This is a genomic window from Scytonema sp. HK-05 (assembly GCF_963872035.1).
Lineage (GTDB): Bacteria > Cyanobacteriota > Cyanobacteriia > Cyanobacteriales > Nostocaceae > Kalymmatonema.
On record NZ_CAWMYC010000092.1, the window covers coordinates 74,531 to 92,527 of the forward strand.

11 protein-coding genes are annotated in these 17,997 nt (G+C 40.9%); 10 read left to right on the forward strand and 1 reads right to left on the reverse strand.

Translation table 11 applies throughout. The features are described 5' to 3' along the window. Positions 1–247 precede the first annotated feature (247 nt). The 7 genes from AACT52_RS12530 to AACT52_RS12560 all read left to right on the forward strand — a co-directional run bounded on the left by AACT52_RS12530 (position 248) and on the right by AACT52_RS12560 (position 8,730). On the forward strand, positions 248–1,561 hold the full coding sequence (locus AACT52_RS12530; RefSeq protein WP_073626515.1) for a cytochrome P450: 1,314 nt from the start codon (positions 248–250) through the stop codon (positions 1,559–1,561). Positions 1,562–1,622: 61 nt separating this feature from the next. After that, positions 1,623–3,149, forward strand: coding sequence for a carotenoid oxygenase family protein (locus AACT52_RS12535; RefSeq protein WP_073626517.1), 1,527 nt, complete (start codon positions 1,623–1,625; stop codon positions 3,147–3,149). 85 nt (positions 3,150–3,234) lie between these two features. After that, the gene (locus AACT52_RS12540; protein WP_073626518.1) at positions 3,235–4,146 is read left to right on the forward strand and encodes a phytoene synthase; all 912 of its coding nucleotides are present in this window, start codon (positions 3,235–3,237) and stop codon (positions 4,144–4,146) included. Positions 4,147–4,399: 253 nt separating this feature from the next. After that, positions 4,400–5,227 (forward strand): class I SAM-dependent methyltransferase, encoded by an 828-nt coding sequence (locus AACT52_RS12545; RefSeq protein ID WP_073626520.1) that lies wholly within the window; start codon positions 4,400–4,402, stop codon positions 5,225–5,227. 137 nt (positions 5,228–5,364) lie between these two features. Then, positions 5,365–6,825, forward strand: a complete 1,461-nt coding sequence (locus AACT52_RS12550) for an aromatic ring-hydroxylating dioxygenase subunit alpha (RefSeq protein ID WP_073626521.1) — start codon at positions 5,365–5,367, stop codon at positions 6,823–6,825. Between the two features lie 325 nt (positions 6,826–7,150). Further along, the gene (locus AACT52_RS12555) at positions 7,151–8,440 is read left to right on the forward strand and encodes a Glu/Leu/Phe/Val family dehydrogenase (protein WP_073626523.1); all 1,290 of its coding nucleotides are present in this window, start codon (positions 7,151–7,153) and stop codon (positions 8,438–8,440) included. A gap of 101 nt (positions 8,441–8,541) precedes the next feature. Beyond that, positions 8,542–8,730, forward strand: coding sequence for a hypothetical protein (locus AACT52_RS12560; protein WP_073626525.1), 189 nt, complete (start codon positions 8,542–8,544; stop codon positions 8,728–8,730). Positions 8,731–8,799: 69 nt separating this feature from the next. Here AACT52_RS12560 and AACT52_RS12565 read toward each other — a convergent pair whose 3' ends face one another. Then, the gene (locus AACT52_RS12565; protein ID WP_073626527.1) at positions 8,800–11,766 is read right to left on the reverse strand and encodes a bifunctional (p)ppGpp synthetase/guanosine-3',5'-bis(diphosphate) 3'-pyrophosphohydrolase; all 2,967 of its coding nucleotides are present in this window, start codon (positions 11,764–11,766) and stop codon (positions 8,800–8,802) included. A 530-nt stretch (positions 11,767–12,296) separates the two neighbouring features. On the opposite strand from AACT52_RS12565, the gene AACT52_RS12570 reads away from it, so the two are divergent. The 3 genes from AACT52_RS12570 (at position 12,297) to AACT52_RS12580 (ending at position 17,995) form a co-directional block, all read left to right on the forward strand. Beyond that, on the forward strand, positions 12,297–12,626 hold the full coding sequence (locus tag AACT52_RS12570; protein ID WP_073626787.1) for a CU044_2847 family protein: 330 nt from the start codon (positions 12,297–12,299) through the stop codon (positions 12,624–12,626). A 45-nt stretch (positions 12,627–12,671) separates the two neighbouring features. Further along, positions 12,672–15,272, forward strand: coding sequence for a trypsin-like peptidase domain-containing protein (locus AACT52_RS12575; RefSeq protein WP_073626529.1), 2,601 nt, complete (start codon positions 12,672–12,674; stop codon positions 15,270–15,272). A gap of 623 nt (positions 15,273–15,895) precedes the next feature. Next, positions 15,896–17,995, forward strand: a complete 2,100-nt coding sequence (locus tag AACT52_RS12580) for a RecQ family ATP-dependent DNA helicase (protein WP_073626788.1) — start codon at positions 15,896–15,898, stop codon at positions 17,993–17,995. The last annotated feature ends 2 nt before the right edge of the window (positions 17,996–17,997 follow it).

Here is a 17,997-nt window from a genome sequence, read left to right on the forward strand (position 1 = left end):
TAACTGTCTTATCTGTCCTTGATTTTTCTCCTTGATAGGGTAAATATACTAATAAGACACTCAGAGCTTATAATCGCACCTTGGTATATACCGATTTTTGTAAGTTTCAGTCTTTGCTAATTAAACCTTGATCAGCGGCAATTCTTGTAGGATCGGCATCCAGTTCCCTTAGTTGATAAATATTAAATGCGTCACAGCTTAAAACATCATTGCTATGCATGGCATTTCCAGATGACTTCAAACACATATGAACTTATCTTCTCATTCTTTGCCTCCAGGTAGTTTTGGTTTACCCCTTATTGGTGAAACCCTTAGCTTTTTAAAAGAGCGAGATTTTTTGAAGAACCGACAAAACAAATATGGCTCGATTTTTAAGACAAAAATTTTTGGGCAACCGACAGTAGTGATGATTGGTTCTCAAGCTAATCGTTTTATTATGTCTAGCCATAAAGATTGCTTTTCTCATGACGGTTGGCCAGACACATTCAAATCTTTGCTTGGTAACAAGGTACTGTTATTGCAAGAAGGAGACGAGCATCGGCGCAAGCGTAAATTACTGATGCCAACTTTGCATGGCAGTGCCTTATCAAACTACTTACCTAAAATAGAAGAAATTTCCCGAAACTATTTACAACAGTGGGAAAAGCTAGATAGCTTAGTTTGGTTTCCCCAACTGGGAAGAATGACCTTTGAAATTGCTAGTAAATTGTTGATTGGTAGTGAATCAGGGGAGGTAAATGATTACCTATTCAAATTGTTTATTGAGCTAAACCGTGGTTTACTTACTATACCAATTCGTTGGCATTGGACGCCTTATAGTAGAGCTTTGCAGGCGCGTGAGCAAATTCTGGCTTACATTGACAAAGCAATACAACATCGCCAGCAACAGCCAACTCAGGATGTTCTGGGATTGCTCATACAAGCTCAGGATGAAGACGGTCAAGGTTTAACAAAAGAAGAAATTAAGTCTCAGGCTTTGGCCTTGTTGATAGGAACTAATGCCAATACTGCATCTATGTTAACTTCTTTGTGTATGGCGCTAGGACAGCATCCTCATGTCCTAGCTAAGGCAAGAGCTGAACAACAAATTTTTCAAACAGACAAATTATCGTTAGAGAAATTGAAGTTAATGGTCTATTTAGACCTGGTATTGAAGGAAGTTGAACGCTGCTATCCACCGGTTGGTGCAGGGTTCCGTAGAGTTATTAAACCGTTTGTCTTTAATGATTATTACGTGCCAGCTACCTGGAATGCCATTTATTCGATTACTGGCACTCATAACGACCCTCAGATTTATACTTCACCTGAACTTTTCGACCCAGAGCGTTTTAATCAAGAGCAAACGGAATCTAAAAAAATAGATTTTAGCTTAGTTGGATTTGGGGGTGGAACTCGGAATTGTCTAGGAATTGCCTTTGCACAAACAATTATCAAAGTTTTCACAGTGAATTTGCTACGTTCTTACACTTGGGAGCTACTTCGTAACCAAGACCTAACATTGAATAGGGTACCAGTACTTCATCCCCGTTCTGGACTAAAAATTAGATTATCCCGGATATAAAACTTGAATCTATCCCACTAATAATATTCTCTGAATCCAGAGATGAACGGTAGCAAGCTCAATGAATGCATCAAAATATACTTTAAAAGCTATCAAAACCGCCTCATCTCAGCAAGATGCTGGCACTCGCGATCGCTTTTCCCAAGGTAAACCTTTGTGGGCTAGAGCATTAGCCCAGTCTAGCCTAGAATTTGGCCCAACACCTCTGCGTATCATTTCTGGCAAAGTCCCGATGGGACTACGAGGAACATTCTATCAAAATGGTGCTGGCCTATTAGAACGGGGTGGTCAACGCTTAAATCATTGGTTTGATGGAGATGGTGGAATTTTAGCGGTTCACTTCACTGATCAAGGAGCAATCGGTCTATATCGTTACGTCAAAACTTCAGCTTTTGAAGCCGAACAAAGGGCTGGCAAGTTTCTTTACCCTGGATTTGGACAAAAGGCGCTGTTAGGTGGGGGAATACTAAGAAAAAATCCAGCCAATACAGCAGTTTTAGCCTTTCAAAATAAGTTACTAGCCCTGTGGGAAATAGGAAGCCCTTACGTGTTAGATCCGGATACCCTGGAAACTTTAGGGGTTGAGCAGTTCAATAGTTTAACAAAAACAAAGCCATTCTCCGTTGCTTCTTGGCTGAGTTTAAATTTTCAGCCATTCTCTGCCCATCCTAAACAAGATCCAACAACTGGTGAAATCTATAACTTTGGTGTTAGCTATGGTGTTGTGCCCAAAATTAATCTTTATAAAATGAGTTCCAATGGGCAGATTCGACGCCAAGCTAAAATTCCTTTGGGGCGATTCTCTATGCTCCATGACTTTTGCTTAGCCGGAAACTATCTCATTTTTTTCGTCCCCCCAATCGAGATTGATATATCAAGAGTGCTGCTAGGGCTAAAAAGTCCTAATGACGCAATCCTGTGGCACCCACACTTGGGTACTGAGATTATCATTGTAGATTGTGAAACATTACAAGAAGTTGGTCGTTATCAAACTGAAGCTTGGTATCAATTGCATATCATTAATGGCTATGTAGAGAAAGACGGATCGGCAGTCATTGACTTTGTACGCTATCCAGATTTGCAGCCGAATCAGCTGTTCGCACAAGCAATAACAGGTTGTCTTGATACGTCCCTGAATGGCAAGCCTTGGAGGCTACGGCTCAACCCCAAAAATGGCAAAGTGAGTGAGAATATTCAACTGCTGGATCTTGTTTGTGAATTTCCCAATGTGTCTCCCTTTGAACTAGGCACCACAACCCGACGAATGTATTTAAATGCCTGCGTTCCTGACAAAGCTAAAATTGGAAACGATATTTTTAACAGTATTGTGTGCCTGAATGCAGATACTGGAAAAATCACCTTGGCTCAACCTGGTTCTGGCTGTTATCCAACCGAGCCGATTTATGTACCAGATAGATTTACTGACAATGAAGGCTGGATTCTCAGCGTTGTCTTTGATGGGAATCAAGACAAAAGTACAGTGCACATTTATGATGCTAAACAATTAGAACAAGAGCCAGTGTGCGTACTTGAACTTCCGCATATTGTGCCTTTTGGATTTCATGGGACTTGGCGAACCATCAGTTAAGCGACACCAAATCACAAGCTAATAAAAAAAGCTTGAGATTTAGTAAACAATCATCTTTTTATGAAATTTAATCAGACATTCTGATATGAATATGCAATCTGTAGAAAATGCCTATGAGTGCTGTCGTCAAGTTACAGCGAAACACGCAAAGACTTTTTACTTGGGCACTCTGTTGATGCCACCAGCTAAACGTCGAGCCATTTGGGCTATTTATGCTTGGTGTCGCCGCACTGATGACCTAGTGGATCAGTATCAGGCGAAGCCAACGACTCTAAGTACTTTAGCTGCTTGGGAAGAGGATTTAGAAGCCATTTTTGCAGGTAAACCGAAGGATGAACCAGATTTAGCTTTGGCAGACACTTTGGCACACTTTCCATTAGACATTCAACCGTTTCGAGATATGATTGCAGGGCAGCGAATGGACTTAGAACGCTGCCGCTACGAAAAATTTACCGACTTGCATTTATACTGTTACCGAGTCGCCGGTACAGTTGGGCTGATGTCCATGGCTGTCATGGGGGTGGAAAAAACCGGGGCAGATGTATCCCGAGAAGCAATTGCTTTGGGGATTGCTAATCAATTGACTAATATTCTGCGAGATGTGGGCGAAGATGCTGGCCGTGGTCGGATTTATATTCCCCTTCAAGAGTTAGCCCAGTTTAGTTATACTGAAGCTGATCTGTTGCAGGGAGTCATCGACGAACGGTGGCGGCAATTGATGCAATGGCAAATTCACAGAGCCAAACATTTCTATACCCTAGCTGAACAGGGAATTCCTGCCTTGAGTCGGGATGCTCGATTGCCAGTTTTTGCCAGCCTAATGTTATACCGAAGGATATTGGATGTGATTGAGAGCAACGGCTATGATGTTTTCAACCGCAGGGCTTATGTTCCTATGCCCCGGAAGTTGTTGACTTTGCCAATAGCTTGGTGGAAAGTTTTAACAATACAAAAAAGTTCCAACAACCCACAAAGCGTTTTGACAACCAAATCTTGAGTATTTACTAGGTAGCTAATTCCTAGTCAAAAGCCTTCAATTTTAGACAAAGCTAGACACGTTTATCCTCATTTTCTGCAATTAATTGGTTCACATAAGGCTCCCGTATGAAAGTTTAGTCAGAAGCTGTCATCAATTGCCTCCTAGTGTCCAAGCGCTGCTAGGAAACTGGGAAATAATACGAAATTCGATATAGCAAAGTTGAAGCAATGACATCTTGTCGTTTGAACACTGAATTAGGAGATATTTGTTTATGCCTAGATGGACTGCACAGGAAAAAGAAGCGTATAGAACTGAAATATTTCAACGCCTTAACACAATCATGCCCTTGGTAATGTCGCAGTACAGTTCAATTGATTGGGCAGAGGAACTCAAAGGCTACCGTACTGACCACGAATATTACCCTGACTACATCCATGCGCCCATTCATGGGGTTACTGACGCGTACACCAACCCCCAGAACTGTCTTGGCTGGGATTGTGGTATAGATGTAATTTTGCAAAAGAGCCACAATGTTAGTTGCCAACAAATGCGTGAGCGTATGGCTGAACTGATTCCGCTTGATGCTCAAATTAATACTGTACTAGAGCTAGGTGCAGGTACGGCATCAGGAGCGCTAGCTCTGGCACGACGGTTCCCACAGGCGACTTTTAGTATTACTGATATTTCGCCTTATATGCTCGTCATTAGTAAGTATAAGTTTAGCAAAGCTGGGCTTGTCAACCGGGCAACATTTGAGCAGGTTGACGCTAGTGACACTGGCTATCCTGACAACTCTTTTGATCTAGTGACTGCATCACTGTTGTTCCACGAGATGCCGAAAGAGTGGACGCTGAAAACTCTCCAGGAGATGTATCGGATTACCAAGCCTGGTGGTTGGGTTTTATACACAGATACATATCGCGGTGAATATGCTTTGAATGTTTCTTTCCCAGAACCCTGGTTAAGTGACTTTGTCCAATTCAATTTTGAGTATGAGTTTGCTAAAGCAGGCTTTACAGAAATAGATTACATTCGCCACTCAGTTGGGTTATGGTACATCGTAGGTCGTAAGGGTCTTGATGGAATGCCACTAAGTTAAGGCTAATAAGGTCTTTATAAAAGAAATTTTAAGTAGGGTGGGTGACACCGCTCCAGTAATTTAACGTCAAATCATAGTAATAATGGCGTCACCCACCAATCATCTGTGAGACTATGCTGCAAGGAAATATCGATAATATGAGTTCGTTAACGAGATTAACTAACGAGCAATTGCAGACAGAGGAAGGAATATTCCAATGGACAAAGCACTGGTATCCTGTAGCTGCAGTAGAATATCTTGATCCTAAACGACCCCACGCCATGCAATTGCTGGGCAAGGATATTGTTTTGTGGCGTGATGGCTGTGGTAAATGGCGTTGCTTTGAAGACTTTTGTCCCCATCGACTAGTCCCGCTTTCTGAAGGTCGAGTTGAATCAGATGGTACACTTTTATGTGCCTACCATGCTTGGCGGTTTGATGCTCAAGGAAACTGTGTCAGTATGCCGCAGTCTAAAGATGAAGAGACTGCGGCTAAGCACTGTGAGAGCCAGAAATCCTGTGCAGTTGTCTATCCTACCCAAGAACGCCAAGGGCTATTATGGGTATGGGCTTCCTCAGGTGAGCAAGCCAAGGTAGAAAGCCAATTGGTGACACCACGCATCGTTGCAGAACTAGAAGATCACTCAGGTAGAGTCGTGAAGTCGTTTTGGAATTTCCGCGATTTGCCCTATGGATGGGAGTACTTTATGGAAAATGTTTCAGATCCTGCCCATGTACCTGTTTCCCATCACGGTATTACAGGCGATCGCTACAAAGATGCCAAGTACTACGACATGATTCCCGTGCGGCAGATATCTACTCAAGAAGGGTTCGCCCTTGAAATTCAACCCACACAAGGCAACATAGTACAGGCAATTCATGACTTTCAACCGCCCTGTTACATGAGAATTGCCACCACCTCTAAAGATGGTGGGCAGTTAATTCTGGCTTTGTATGCTACTCCAACTCGTCCTGGCTGGTGTCGTCATATTGGTTGCCAGGTGTTCGTCAAAAATCCAGAAGGGAAGATGCCCCAAGGTTTGTCCTTCTTTGGGCTACCACTGCCAACTTGGTTAGGTCATGTGTTAGCATCTCTATTCCTACACCAGGATATGGTATTTCTGCATTACCAAGAAAAAATTATTGCCCACAGGAGAAAGGGTAAATGGCTGGATGCCGTATTTACACCAAATCCTCAAGACAAGATGGTAATCACATTTCGTCAGTGGCTAGAGAAGCGCGGTGGCGGTGGTATTCCTTGGGTAGAAGGATATAGTCATGATGTACCTTCAGCAGAAAAAGACAAACAGAAACTTTTTGATGTCTGGACAACTCATACTCAGCACTGTACAGTTTGCCAAAATGCCTTAAAAAACATCAATCGCCTCACTGTGTTGGCTTACGTAGCTGCTGTTGTGTGCTTGTTTGTCGCAGTGATTTTGGATGCCAGAACAATAGCGATGCAAGTTGCTTCAGGTACATCTATATTCACAGTTCCTCCAACAGGATTTTGGTTAACGCTTGCGGGTGGCATCTTGTTTGCAGTGGTGGGATACCAGCTAAAAAAGTTCAGCAGGCTATTCTATATCTATGAGTTTGAACACGCTCGTAATGACTAACGCTGTGTATCTGTCGCATTCTTTTTTCAAATTGATATAAGCTCCCATTTCTGCAAGTAGCTGCGGGTAATGTCTGCCATTGAGGAGACATACCCAGCCAGAAACTTGCTTATTTTTTTAGGTTGCCATAATGTTCTGAGCTTTACATTTTTGGAACAAAACGCAAAGCAAAAATAAAACTGTAACGAAATTTACAAAATTCCTATCTTTTTTTAGAAAAAAGGCTACGCTAGGCATACACATCTAGTTCGCGAAGATACCGCGAATAGAAAAACTCTATACTTTCATAGTCTCTGCGGCGAGACCGCAAAGAGGAGAAAATCTTATGCTTTCATCGTCTGTTCGATCGCTGGAGGCTCCAACTCCTGCGCATATTTGCCCATATGACCAAGCCTGTAGTTACCTAGAACAAGCGGCAAAAGAATTGAACCTAGACCAAGGTCTTTTGGAGGTTCTCAGTCACCCGCGCAAGGTGGTCACGGTTTCCATTCCTGTAAAGCGGGATGACGGAGAAGTGCAGGTTCTGGCTGGACATCGGGTACAGCACTGCGATATTTTAGGTCCCTACAAAGGTGGCATTCGATACCACCCGGCGGTGACATTGCGCGAAGTCTCAGCCCTAGCAATGCTCATGACCTGGAAATGTGCGCTCTTGGGTATTCCCTACGGAGGTGCTAAGGGAGGTATTGCTTTAGACCCGAGACGCTACAGCGTTGGTGAACTAGAACGCATCACCCGTCGATACACCAGTGAGTTGATTAAAGATATCGGTCCTTCGATAGATATTCCAGCACCAGATATGGGGACTTCTGCCCGTGAGATGGCTTGGATGATGGACACCTACTCTGTGAATGTCGGTCATGCTGTGCCTGGGGTTGTAACTGGTAAGCCGATTTCTATAGGTGGTTCGCGAGGACGAGAAATGGCAACCGGACGCGGTGCAATGTTGATTGTCCGCGAGGCGCTGGCAGACAAAGGTCAGTCACTGGTGGGAACGAGAGTAGCCATCCAAGGTTTCGGGAATGTCGGAAGTGCAGCGGCTTTGTTGCTACACCAAGCAGGAGCGAAAGTGATAGCTGTCTCTACTGGTTCTGGAGGAGTTTTTTGTGAAGATGGTCTAGATATCCTAGCCTTGAAAGCTTATGCTGCCGAAAACCGCAAGAGTGTTGTTGGTTTCCCGCAAGCAACACCAATTAGCAACGCAGACTTACTGACTTTGCCCTGCGATGTCTTGATTCCGGCAGCTTTGGAGAACCAGATCACTGAAGACAATGCGAATCAAGTCCAAGCAAAAATTATAGCAGAGGCGGCTAATGGTCCAGTTACTCTGTTGGCAAACCAAGCACTAGAGGCAAGGGGTATAACGGTTTTACCAGACATCTTGGCAAATGCTGGTGGTGTCGTTGTGAGTTATTTGGAGTGGGTGCAGGGTATTTCCTACATATTTTGGGATGAGGAGCGCGTTAATAAGGAGTTGGAATACTTAATGGTGCAGGCATATCGGCAAGTTATCCAGCAATCTCAGATACGGCAAATTCCTCTGAGGTTAGCAGCTTACACCCTGGGTGTCGGTCGTGTTGCTCAAGCGCTGAGCGATCGCGGTCTTTATCCCTAGTAATCTATCAAGTTTGATTTGATGGGTTCGTAGTAAGCGCTGCCTTCACGCTTAGCGCTTACTACAATTTGTTCACGGGGAAATCCCAGTTCAATGGACAAATGCAGAATTTGCCCCAAGCAGAAAAATTCACCAAACAAGCTCTGGGTATAGTCCAAGAAATTGAATTCCACCATGCAAAGGCTGAAAACTTTGCTGCAAAAGGGCTACAGAAAGAAAATCGCTTTTTTTCCCAAAAGTATCAAAAAAAGCTTGTTTTTGCTGTGTTAATTAGACTTTACCTCAAATAGCACAGTTAATAAAACAGTTAATGAACAGGTATTTACTGTGAGTTTGCAGCCTGAGATATTTCTCTAGAACTATTGAGCAGTCATTTTGACAGAATCTATGTCCACTTCCCTTACACGACGTACTTCTACAACATCTTTAATTTTTACGACAGATGCTACACACTTTTCAAGTTGTTCACGGTTAATAATATCGATAGATAGGTAGATTATCGCTTTATTCTCACCTGAATAGGTTTTGACTTGTGCTTCACTAATATTAATATTATTTTTTGCTAAATATGATGTAATATCCTTCAATATTCCTATACGATTATTAGTCTCAATTTGAATGCCTACCGGATATTTTTGTTGACTCTCAAGATTCCAGTTAACAGTTAAGTAACGATTACTAGATAATAATAAATTATGGACGTTCTTACACTTTTGATGATGAATAGAAATGCCACGACCCTGTGTAATAATGCCGATAATCTCCTCTCCAGGTATAGGTTGACAACAACCTGCTATGTAATAAGTTAGTCCTTCAATTCCTTTAATAGGATCCTGGCTATCAGAGCTCGCATTAGGGTTGTTAGAGTTATTTTTAACAGGAACTTCTTCGAGTGAAACTTTTCCTTTTAAAACTTCTTGTAGTTGTTTGACTACTTCATTTATATCGATAGGTTTTTCAATTTTTCTTTCTGCTATTGCTCTTTCAGGTTCTCCCAAAGCAGCAAGTAAATCATCAGTTGTTTGAAAACTAAATCGCTGAGCTAAATTTAACAAATATTCTGATTTTTGTCGGATTTTCATTTTCTGATTTATCAAAACTTTTTCTAGTATTTTCCATCCACGCTCCTTTGCTTGCTCTTTGAGTTTTTCTTGCATTAAATTTACTACTTGATTGACAGAGGTAGTTTTTTCTCCATGACCTAATGCAGCAAGTAAATCTTCTAGGCTTTGGTAGTTACATTTTTCTGCTACCTCCTGCATAGATTTTGACTTCAGAAGATTTTCAAAACCTGTCTTACCTAATTCCTTTTCCAATAATTCTCGACCACGAGCAATATTTTCTTCCCGACGCGAACGTTTGTACCAGTTCTTAATTCTGTTCTTCGCCGTATAAGTTTGGACAAAATTCAGCCAATCCAAACTCGGACGACCACTTTTTTGGGTCATGATTTCCACGAGATCGCCATTTTGAAGTGGCGTGGATAGAGGCACTATCTTTTCATTGACAAGCGCTCCGATACAGTGGTTTCCAACATCTGTATGAATGCGATAAGCAAAATCTACAGGCGTTGAATCTTTTTTAAGAGAAACAACATTTTTCTCTGGAGTAAAAACATATATTTTGGCTCCAAATTCAACTCTTTTGTTTTTGAGGTAATAATTAAGACTTATTAACCAAGATAAAAAGTGCTTAATTCCTTCAAAAGTATTACTATCAATTCCTCCATCCTGCTGACGCTTCTGTCTTTTTTGATACAAATTTGACAAAAAAATTAGGTGACTCTTATCAACTATTGTGTGGATTTTTTGTTGATACCATTTACACCAAAAAATTAGAGGAGTCGTATCTATTTTTTTTTGAAGCAATTCCCTTGCAGCAGGAACACCTTTTTTGTCTATGAATTCCTTCAAGGCAGTAAATACATAGTCTTCTTCATTAGTACTCTGTGAGTAACCAAGTTCTTTATACTTCCAATGAGCAGCAACACCATACTCTGCTTCTTTATGCATCTTGTCGGTTCTAATCTGAACTTCTAATTTTCTCTCATCTTGACTGTCATCTTGAATATTTAATTTACTTTCTACAGGTGCATGAACTACCAAATGGATTGATTTATAACCATTAGGCTTTGGTACGGCAATGTAATCTGCTAATTCTCCATATTTCCGCAGCAAAGTAGATTGTCGTTTGAAATTGTGTTGTATAATATCTAAAACTTGATAACAAGTTTCAAGGGAGTCACAAATTAGCCTAACGCCAAACAAATCATGAACTCCTTTAAATAATTTTTCAAAAGTATCACTATCCTGTTTTAATACTGTGTTAAATTCTTGAAATGATATCTTTCTATTTAAAATATTGTGTTCATAGCTATAAAGCTGCTTCATTTTTGTATAAGTACTATATATGCTCTTTGGTCTTCCACTAATTGAAAATTTGTCTTTGGTTATACAGTTTTTTTCATCTTCTAAAATCTTTCCTTCTAAATAACTGACACAGTATTTCATGTAATCTTCTCTTTGCAAACGTTTTTGATTAAGTAGTTTTGCAATTTTAGAATATATGTCAGATTCAATTTGTTTAAATGAAAGGTCTTCTAACTGCCATTTTAAACTCCACATCCCTAACCTATTTGCAATAGGAACAAATATTTTAAAAGTTTCAAAAGCAACATAAAATTTGAAAGTTAACTTTTCATTAACAGATTTATTATGAAAACTTTTTAAAGGTTCGTTAATAGGTTGATTATGCCAATAGATACATTTTTTTATATGTATGAGAAACGATAGCCTACACACAAGTTCAACAACTAGAGCGCGGATATCTTGTTCCTGACTCATAATGACAAAAATCATCATAATTATTTCTTCTACATCAGTATTTTCATCAAGACTTATTATTTTGTCTAAATCAGAATCATCCAAAAAACATCTTTTTTCTTTATTTAGAATATTTTCTATATTATTGACTATTTTTCCCTTTAGAGAAAATATCGTCAATACATTCGATAAATTTTTTAAATCTTTTAGCCACTTATTAATATCAGAACCAAGGTTTTCAGTATCTTTATTGTCTTTTAATTGTATATCGTCATTAGATAATAAAAGGTAGACCAAGCCAGCAAACGATAAGTTGTCATCTTGAGTTAAATCATCTAGAGTTTCAACAACAAATTTTGCTTGCGCCTCTGGTGTGTGTTTAAAAAAACTGCGTTCGCTGAACACAGACGTTAATCGTTCTAGTGCATTCATATATACACTAGATTTTTCTAATTCCTCTTCCTTGGCTGTTCTGCCATTTATTTGTATAGTTTGGTCACTCATAGTTTTTACATGACGTTAAACTGCTTGTCTGAGATAAAATCAATGTTTACATTTTATTAAATGGTGATGCCATTAATAAAATGTAATTGATTCGCGAAAAATAACTACAAATTTCGTGGCATACATAATTGGTGAAAATGTGAGTAATTATCCAATAACTTACTCTAAATTTCATCGTTCAAACTCTTTTTGTTCAATTCTCTTAAAAGCAAGATTTTCAAGTTAGAAGGAAACTATAGTACATATATCGTCACCAGGCAAGGGAGGTAAGTACAAGGATTTAGGAACGCTTCACGCCACTCTCTCGTGTTCGTAATAACATGATTATCCTTATTTATGTCCTCCTACTTACTACTTTACAGTGACTTCACGGGCAAGCTCTAGCACTCGACATTAAATCCTGTTGCATCTAAACTACTCTACATACACCCTTTTAAAAGCAACTCCTGCTCGTAATTTCTTAAGAAAAAGCTAAAAATCTGTATAAATCAACCAGAGCGTTACTTTTAAGTAAATATACTTGTATGACAATGAAGGCCAATCTAGAGCTTACGGAGATAGTTACAGTAAAACTCCCTAATGGTAAAAATGTAAAAGTTGAAGCAACATTGCTGCGTCGTGAAGAGGAAGTAGCAAGCAAGATTTTATCTTTTGAAGATGTTGGTGATGTGATTGAGGGAATAGCAGCAGCTGTTGCAGCTCCATTACAGCATATCCAACCAACAAAAGCCATTGTTAAATTGGCGCTGGAATTGGCAGTAGAATCAGGACAACTGACGACACTTATTGTTAAAGGGTCAAGTAAGGCGAATCTGGAACTTACTTTAGAATGGGAGAAACAAGACATTTCAACCCCTTAATTTGGGTTAAATCAAGAACACCTTAACAGTTAAGGTCAAACCAAGATGAATCAGCCGTTGTTTGAACTGTTACCACAGTGTACATTGCGATTGAATGTCGTTGGAGAAGAAGGACATGGAACAGGTTTTTTTGTCGCACCAAGACTTATTGTCACTTGTGCCCATGTAATTAGAGATGCAGGCGGCAGACAAATCAATGTATCCTGGCAGGATCAGAGTTATACGGCTTTCATAAAGACTGTATCACAGGATGCTCGCTTTGACTTGGCACTACTAGAGTTATGTGAGCTAGTTCCCGATCATCCTTGTGTTTATCTTGGTGAATCTGTAGATCCAGGTGATAAATTATACAGTTATGGCTATACTGACGACTATTCTAATGGCGAACCTGCAACTTTTGAATGTGAAGGTTCTAGTAGCGCTCCTCCGTTAATTAAATTCAAATCAGGTCAAGTTCGTCCTGGTATGAGCGGTGCACCTTTACTGAATTTACGGACTGGTAAAATTTGTGGACTTGTCAGGTTGAGTCGTGACCGCAGTCTAGATATGGGTGGACGGGCAATACCGACAACGGTCATTTTCTCGCAATTTAGAGAACTCAAAGAACTACAATACAATTTTCATCAGCAAGACGATTGTTGGCTCAAACTTTTGCCTAAAGCCCCTAGAGAATCATTGCGGTTACGTCCCTACTGCAACCTACCTTCCCAAACCTACCAAGAATTTATTGGTCGAAAGAAAGAACTTAGCCAGTTACTGAAACAGATTTCTCTTAGTTACCGTGCGCCGATTATCACTGTTGATGGCATCGGAGGAGTGGGTAAAACTGCACTCGTATTGGAAGCTGCTTACCAGTGCTGGGAAGCCAAGCATGGTCAATCTCGCGCTGACGTACCAATATTTGATGCAATTATCTTTACCTCAGCAAAGGAAAGTTGGTTATTTCCGACAGGTATTTTGCGACGGCTTCGGAGGCAGGGAACTTTGAGGGATATTTACAGGGAAATTGCTCATACTTTAGATGATCCAACTATTACCCAGTCACCTCCAGAAGAGCAACTTTACCAAGTATATAAAAGCCTTCGCAATCAACATACCTTGCTGATTGTAGACAACCTAGAAACTATTGAGGACAAAGATGAGGTTATCGCTTTTCTATCTGAGTTGCCGCCGACAGCTAAAGCAGTAATCACAACCCGTGAACAGGTAGTGATGTATGCTTCAATGCGTCTGGACTGTTTACCAGAAGAGGACAGCCTCAAACTAATTCAGCAACAAGCTACAGAAAAAGAAATAACACTCAGCCAAGAAGATTCAGGAAAGATTTACAAGCACATTGGGGGAGTCCCAATAGCTCTAATTTATGTGATTGGTCAACTAGCGAGTGGCTACTCCTTAGAAACAATATTAAATTTGTCAGATCCACTTCCTGATGACGTAGCTCGTTTTTGCTTTGATGGTTCTGTGAAACCATTACAAGGGCAACCAGCCCACAAGTTGTTAATGTCCCTAGCGATGTTCCGCAATGCTCCAGTTTGTGATGCTGTAGCAGAAGTTGCTGGTTTGAAATCAGATCCCATTGCCGTGAATAAAGGCTTGGCTCGACTCCAGCAACTTTCCCTAGTGCGTCACCATAAAGAGCGATATGGGATGCTTTCTCTCACCCGCGAATATGCCCTGACAGAACTCGCAGCCCATGCAGATTTTGAGCAAGAAGCACGAGAACGTTGGGTAAAGTGGTATCTGGGTTTTGCCCGTAAATACGGAGGAGAAGATTCCGGTGATTGGCAAATCAAATATGATTACCTAGAAAGGGAGTGGGGAAACCTTCTGGCAGTGCTGTACTGGTGTGCTGACCAAGATCGCTATGATGATGTCAAAGAGCTATGGAAACCTGTAAATCGCTACACTAACATCTATGGATTTTGGGCGGAAAGAATATTCTGGCTGGATTGGTTAATTCAGCTATCAGATCGACAGAGTGATTGGTCAACTTGGTTCTATGCAATGTCAAGAAAAGGCTGGACACTCACTCTAATGGGTCAACAGCAGAATCTGGAAGCAGCTGAGCACATTTTTAACGAAGCATGGAATAGGCGCGAGTATGCCGACTTCAGTGTTCAAGATTACTTAGCTAAAAGTTTTGCTGCGCTACGCATTCGCCAAGGACTATATGAAGATGCCCACAACTGGCTGAACATTAAGGAAGACCTTTTAAGAAATGCTCATCTGGAAGAGAAAGATCTTATCCGTTATTCAAGTACTATTGCTTACTACACAGCAGAAATTCAGTATTTAAAAGGTCATTATGACCAAGCTAAAACACTTTATCAACAAGTAAAAACACAGGCAGAGGAAATTGGTTGGCAGCGTAGAGCCAGCTATGCTCAAAACAGACTAGCTAATATTGCAATAAAGCAAGCTGAACTGGACGAGGCTGAAAAACTCTTGAATATGGGTTTAGCTGTAGCAGAACGAAATAAAGACAAACGCCTCACTGCTGACTACCAACGCTGTTTTGCTAGCTTAGAGAAAGCTAGGGGAAATTTAGAGAAAAGTTATGAATGGGCAAAAAAGGCTATAGATGGTTTCCAGCGGCTAGGTATGATCCAGCAGGCAGCAGAAACCCGCTCTATGCTTGATTGATGGTTGGTTGCAAACATAGGGAAAGATGGGCAATCCCAGTGGCGAAACAAAAACCACCCTAGAGCGAGGTGGTGGGGGACCTCAAACCCGTGGGAAGTGCAAAGCGCTGCTGTCCCCTGGTCGAATGTGCATGTAACCTGATAAGGAGAAATTCCTGTTTCATCCAAACTATGCTCTTTTTACAGCTATTTTCAGGTAAATAGATCACATTTGCCGTAGGGGCACAGCAATGCTGTGCCCTTACAGTGTGGTTCAAATACGTGAAAACTGCTGTAAGTGCGGTTGTCACCCTTCAAAACTAAAATACGGTAATTTTATCAATTAATCGTAGTCTTCTTGACTAACGCAGAGTATTATAGAAATTTATCCGAAATCAAGTCTTGGAACTTGGGGGAAAAGCAACGAAGATGTTACCAAGGCAATATAGCCTTTTTCAATTGAATGCAATACAGGAAGATGGTAGGGCACAGCAATGCTGTGCCCTACCCGTAGTGTACGCAACACCAGAATCGCTATAGAATACTTACTTTAACGCTAATTAGCTTAAAAGCTAGCAGTTCAAGAGATTGGTGCTGGTTATTTCCAATGATAAAACAGAAGAAACAATCAGGCACTGTGTATCTATGGCAACAAAACTTCAACAACAAGCGCTATTACTTCTACGTCAGGCGCTGGATAACCCGACAGCTGATTTTCGCGTTGGACAATGGGAAGCAATTGAAGAGATAATTGAGAGGCGATCGCGTTTACTTGTCGTCCAACGCACTGGTTGGGGCAAAAGTCTAGTTTATTTTTTAGCAACGCGCTTGTTACGAGACGAAGGTGCTGGTTGTACTCTTTTGATTTCACCATTACTTGCTCTGATGCGAAACCAAATTGCAGCGGCACAACGAATTGGTGTACAAGCCGTTACAATTAACTCCAGCAATACAAATGAGTGGGAACTTGTACAAACCCAATTGCTAACAGGAAAAGTAGACATCCTGCTCATTTCTCCAGAAAGATTGGCTAACGACGAATTTCAAAGAAAAATTCTTTTACCCATATCTCAAAGAATAGGTTTATTTGTCGTTGATGAAGCCCACTGTATATCCGACTGGGGACATGATTTTCGCCCTGATTATCGGCGAATTGTGAGAATTTTACAAGCGCTGCCTCAAAATATCCCAGCCCTTGCCACAACCGCTACAGCGAATAATCGAGTGGTTGAAGATATTATCACTCAGTTGGGACAAAGATTGCGTGTGTCAAGAGGTGCTTTAACCAGAAAAAGTTTGCATTTGCAAAATATTTATATACCGAGTCCAGCAGCAAGAATGGCATGGTTAGCAGAACATCTTCCTAAATTACCTGGGAGTGGTATTATTTACGCATTAACTGTTAGAGATGCTGACCGAGTTGCTGAGTGGTTAAGAACTCAAGGTATTAATGCTAAAGCTTACCATAGCGAGTTAGACAGTGATGCTCGTGAGGCATTAGAAGACCAACTTCTCAAAAACAAAATCAAAGCATTAGTGGCAACGACAGCTTTAGGAATGGGTTTTGATAAACCAGATTTAGGATTTGTTATTCATTATCAACGCCCTGGTTCTGTTGTACACTATTATCAGCAAGTAGGACGAGCCGGTAGAGCAGTAGACCAAGCATACGGAATTCTTCTGAGCGGTGATGAGGACGATGAAATTACCAACTACTTTATCAGGACTGCTTTCCCACCACAAGTCCATACACACCAAGTTTTAAATGTTCTCAATCAAGCAGAAGATGGTCTTTCTATTCCACAATTGGAACAAAAACTTAATCTTTCTAGAGGGCAAATTGATAAAGTTTTGAAACTGCTGTCGTTGGAATCTCCTGCTCCTGTTATTAAGCAAGATTCAAAATGGTATGCTACAGCAGTCAATTATCAACCCGACGCAGAAAAGATTGAAAAAATCATACAAATCCGGCGTCAAGAACAAGCTAGGATGTTGGAATATATGCATAGCCAACAATGCCTGATGTCTTTTTTGGCGGCAGAGTTAGATGATCCAAATCCAACTGCTTGTGGCAAATGTGCCGTGTGTTTGGGCAAACCTTTATTACCTGAAACCTGCTCAATACAGCTTGTCAATCAAGCAATTCAGTATTTACGTCGTACTGACCAAATCATTGAACCACGCAAAAGATGGGCTGCACAAGCGTTGCCAAATTATGGCTTTTCTGGCAACATTCAGAATAAATTAAAAGCAGAGGAGGGAAGAGCATTATCTCTATGGGGTGATGCAGGTTGGGGAGAATTAGTCAAACAAGGGAAATATCAAGATAATCATTTTGACGATGCACTCGTACAGGGGACTTTTGAAATGATTCAACGTTGGCAACCGCAGCCCTTTCCCTCGTGGGTAACTTGTGTCCCCTCATTGAATCGTCCGGAACTTGTGCCGAATTTTGCTCAACGGCTCGCTGATAAATTAGGCATACCCTTTATGCCAATTGTGCGAAAAATTCGCGCAACTGAGTTACAAAAAAATATGAGCAACAGTTACCAACAAGCTAATAATTTGGATAATGCCTTTGCGGTTGACTCTTGGAAAGGAATGAACAATTCTGTTTTCTTAGTTGATGATATCGTTGATTCCCGTTGGACTTTGACTGTAGTTGCGGCACTTTTGCGTCGTGCTGGTTGTGGATTGGTTTACCCTGTGGCATTAGCACTTAATACATTCAGTCAAGGTGATTAGAA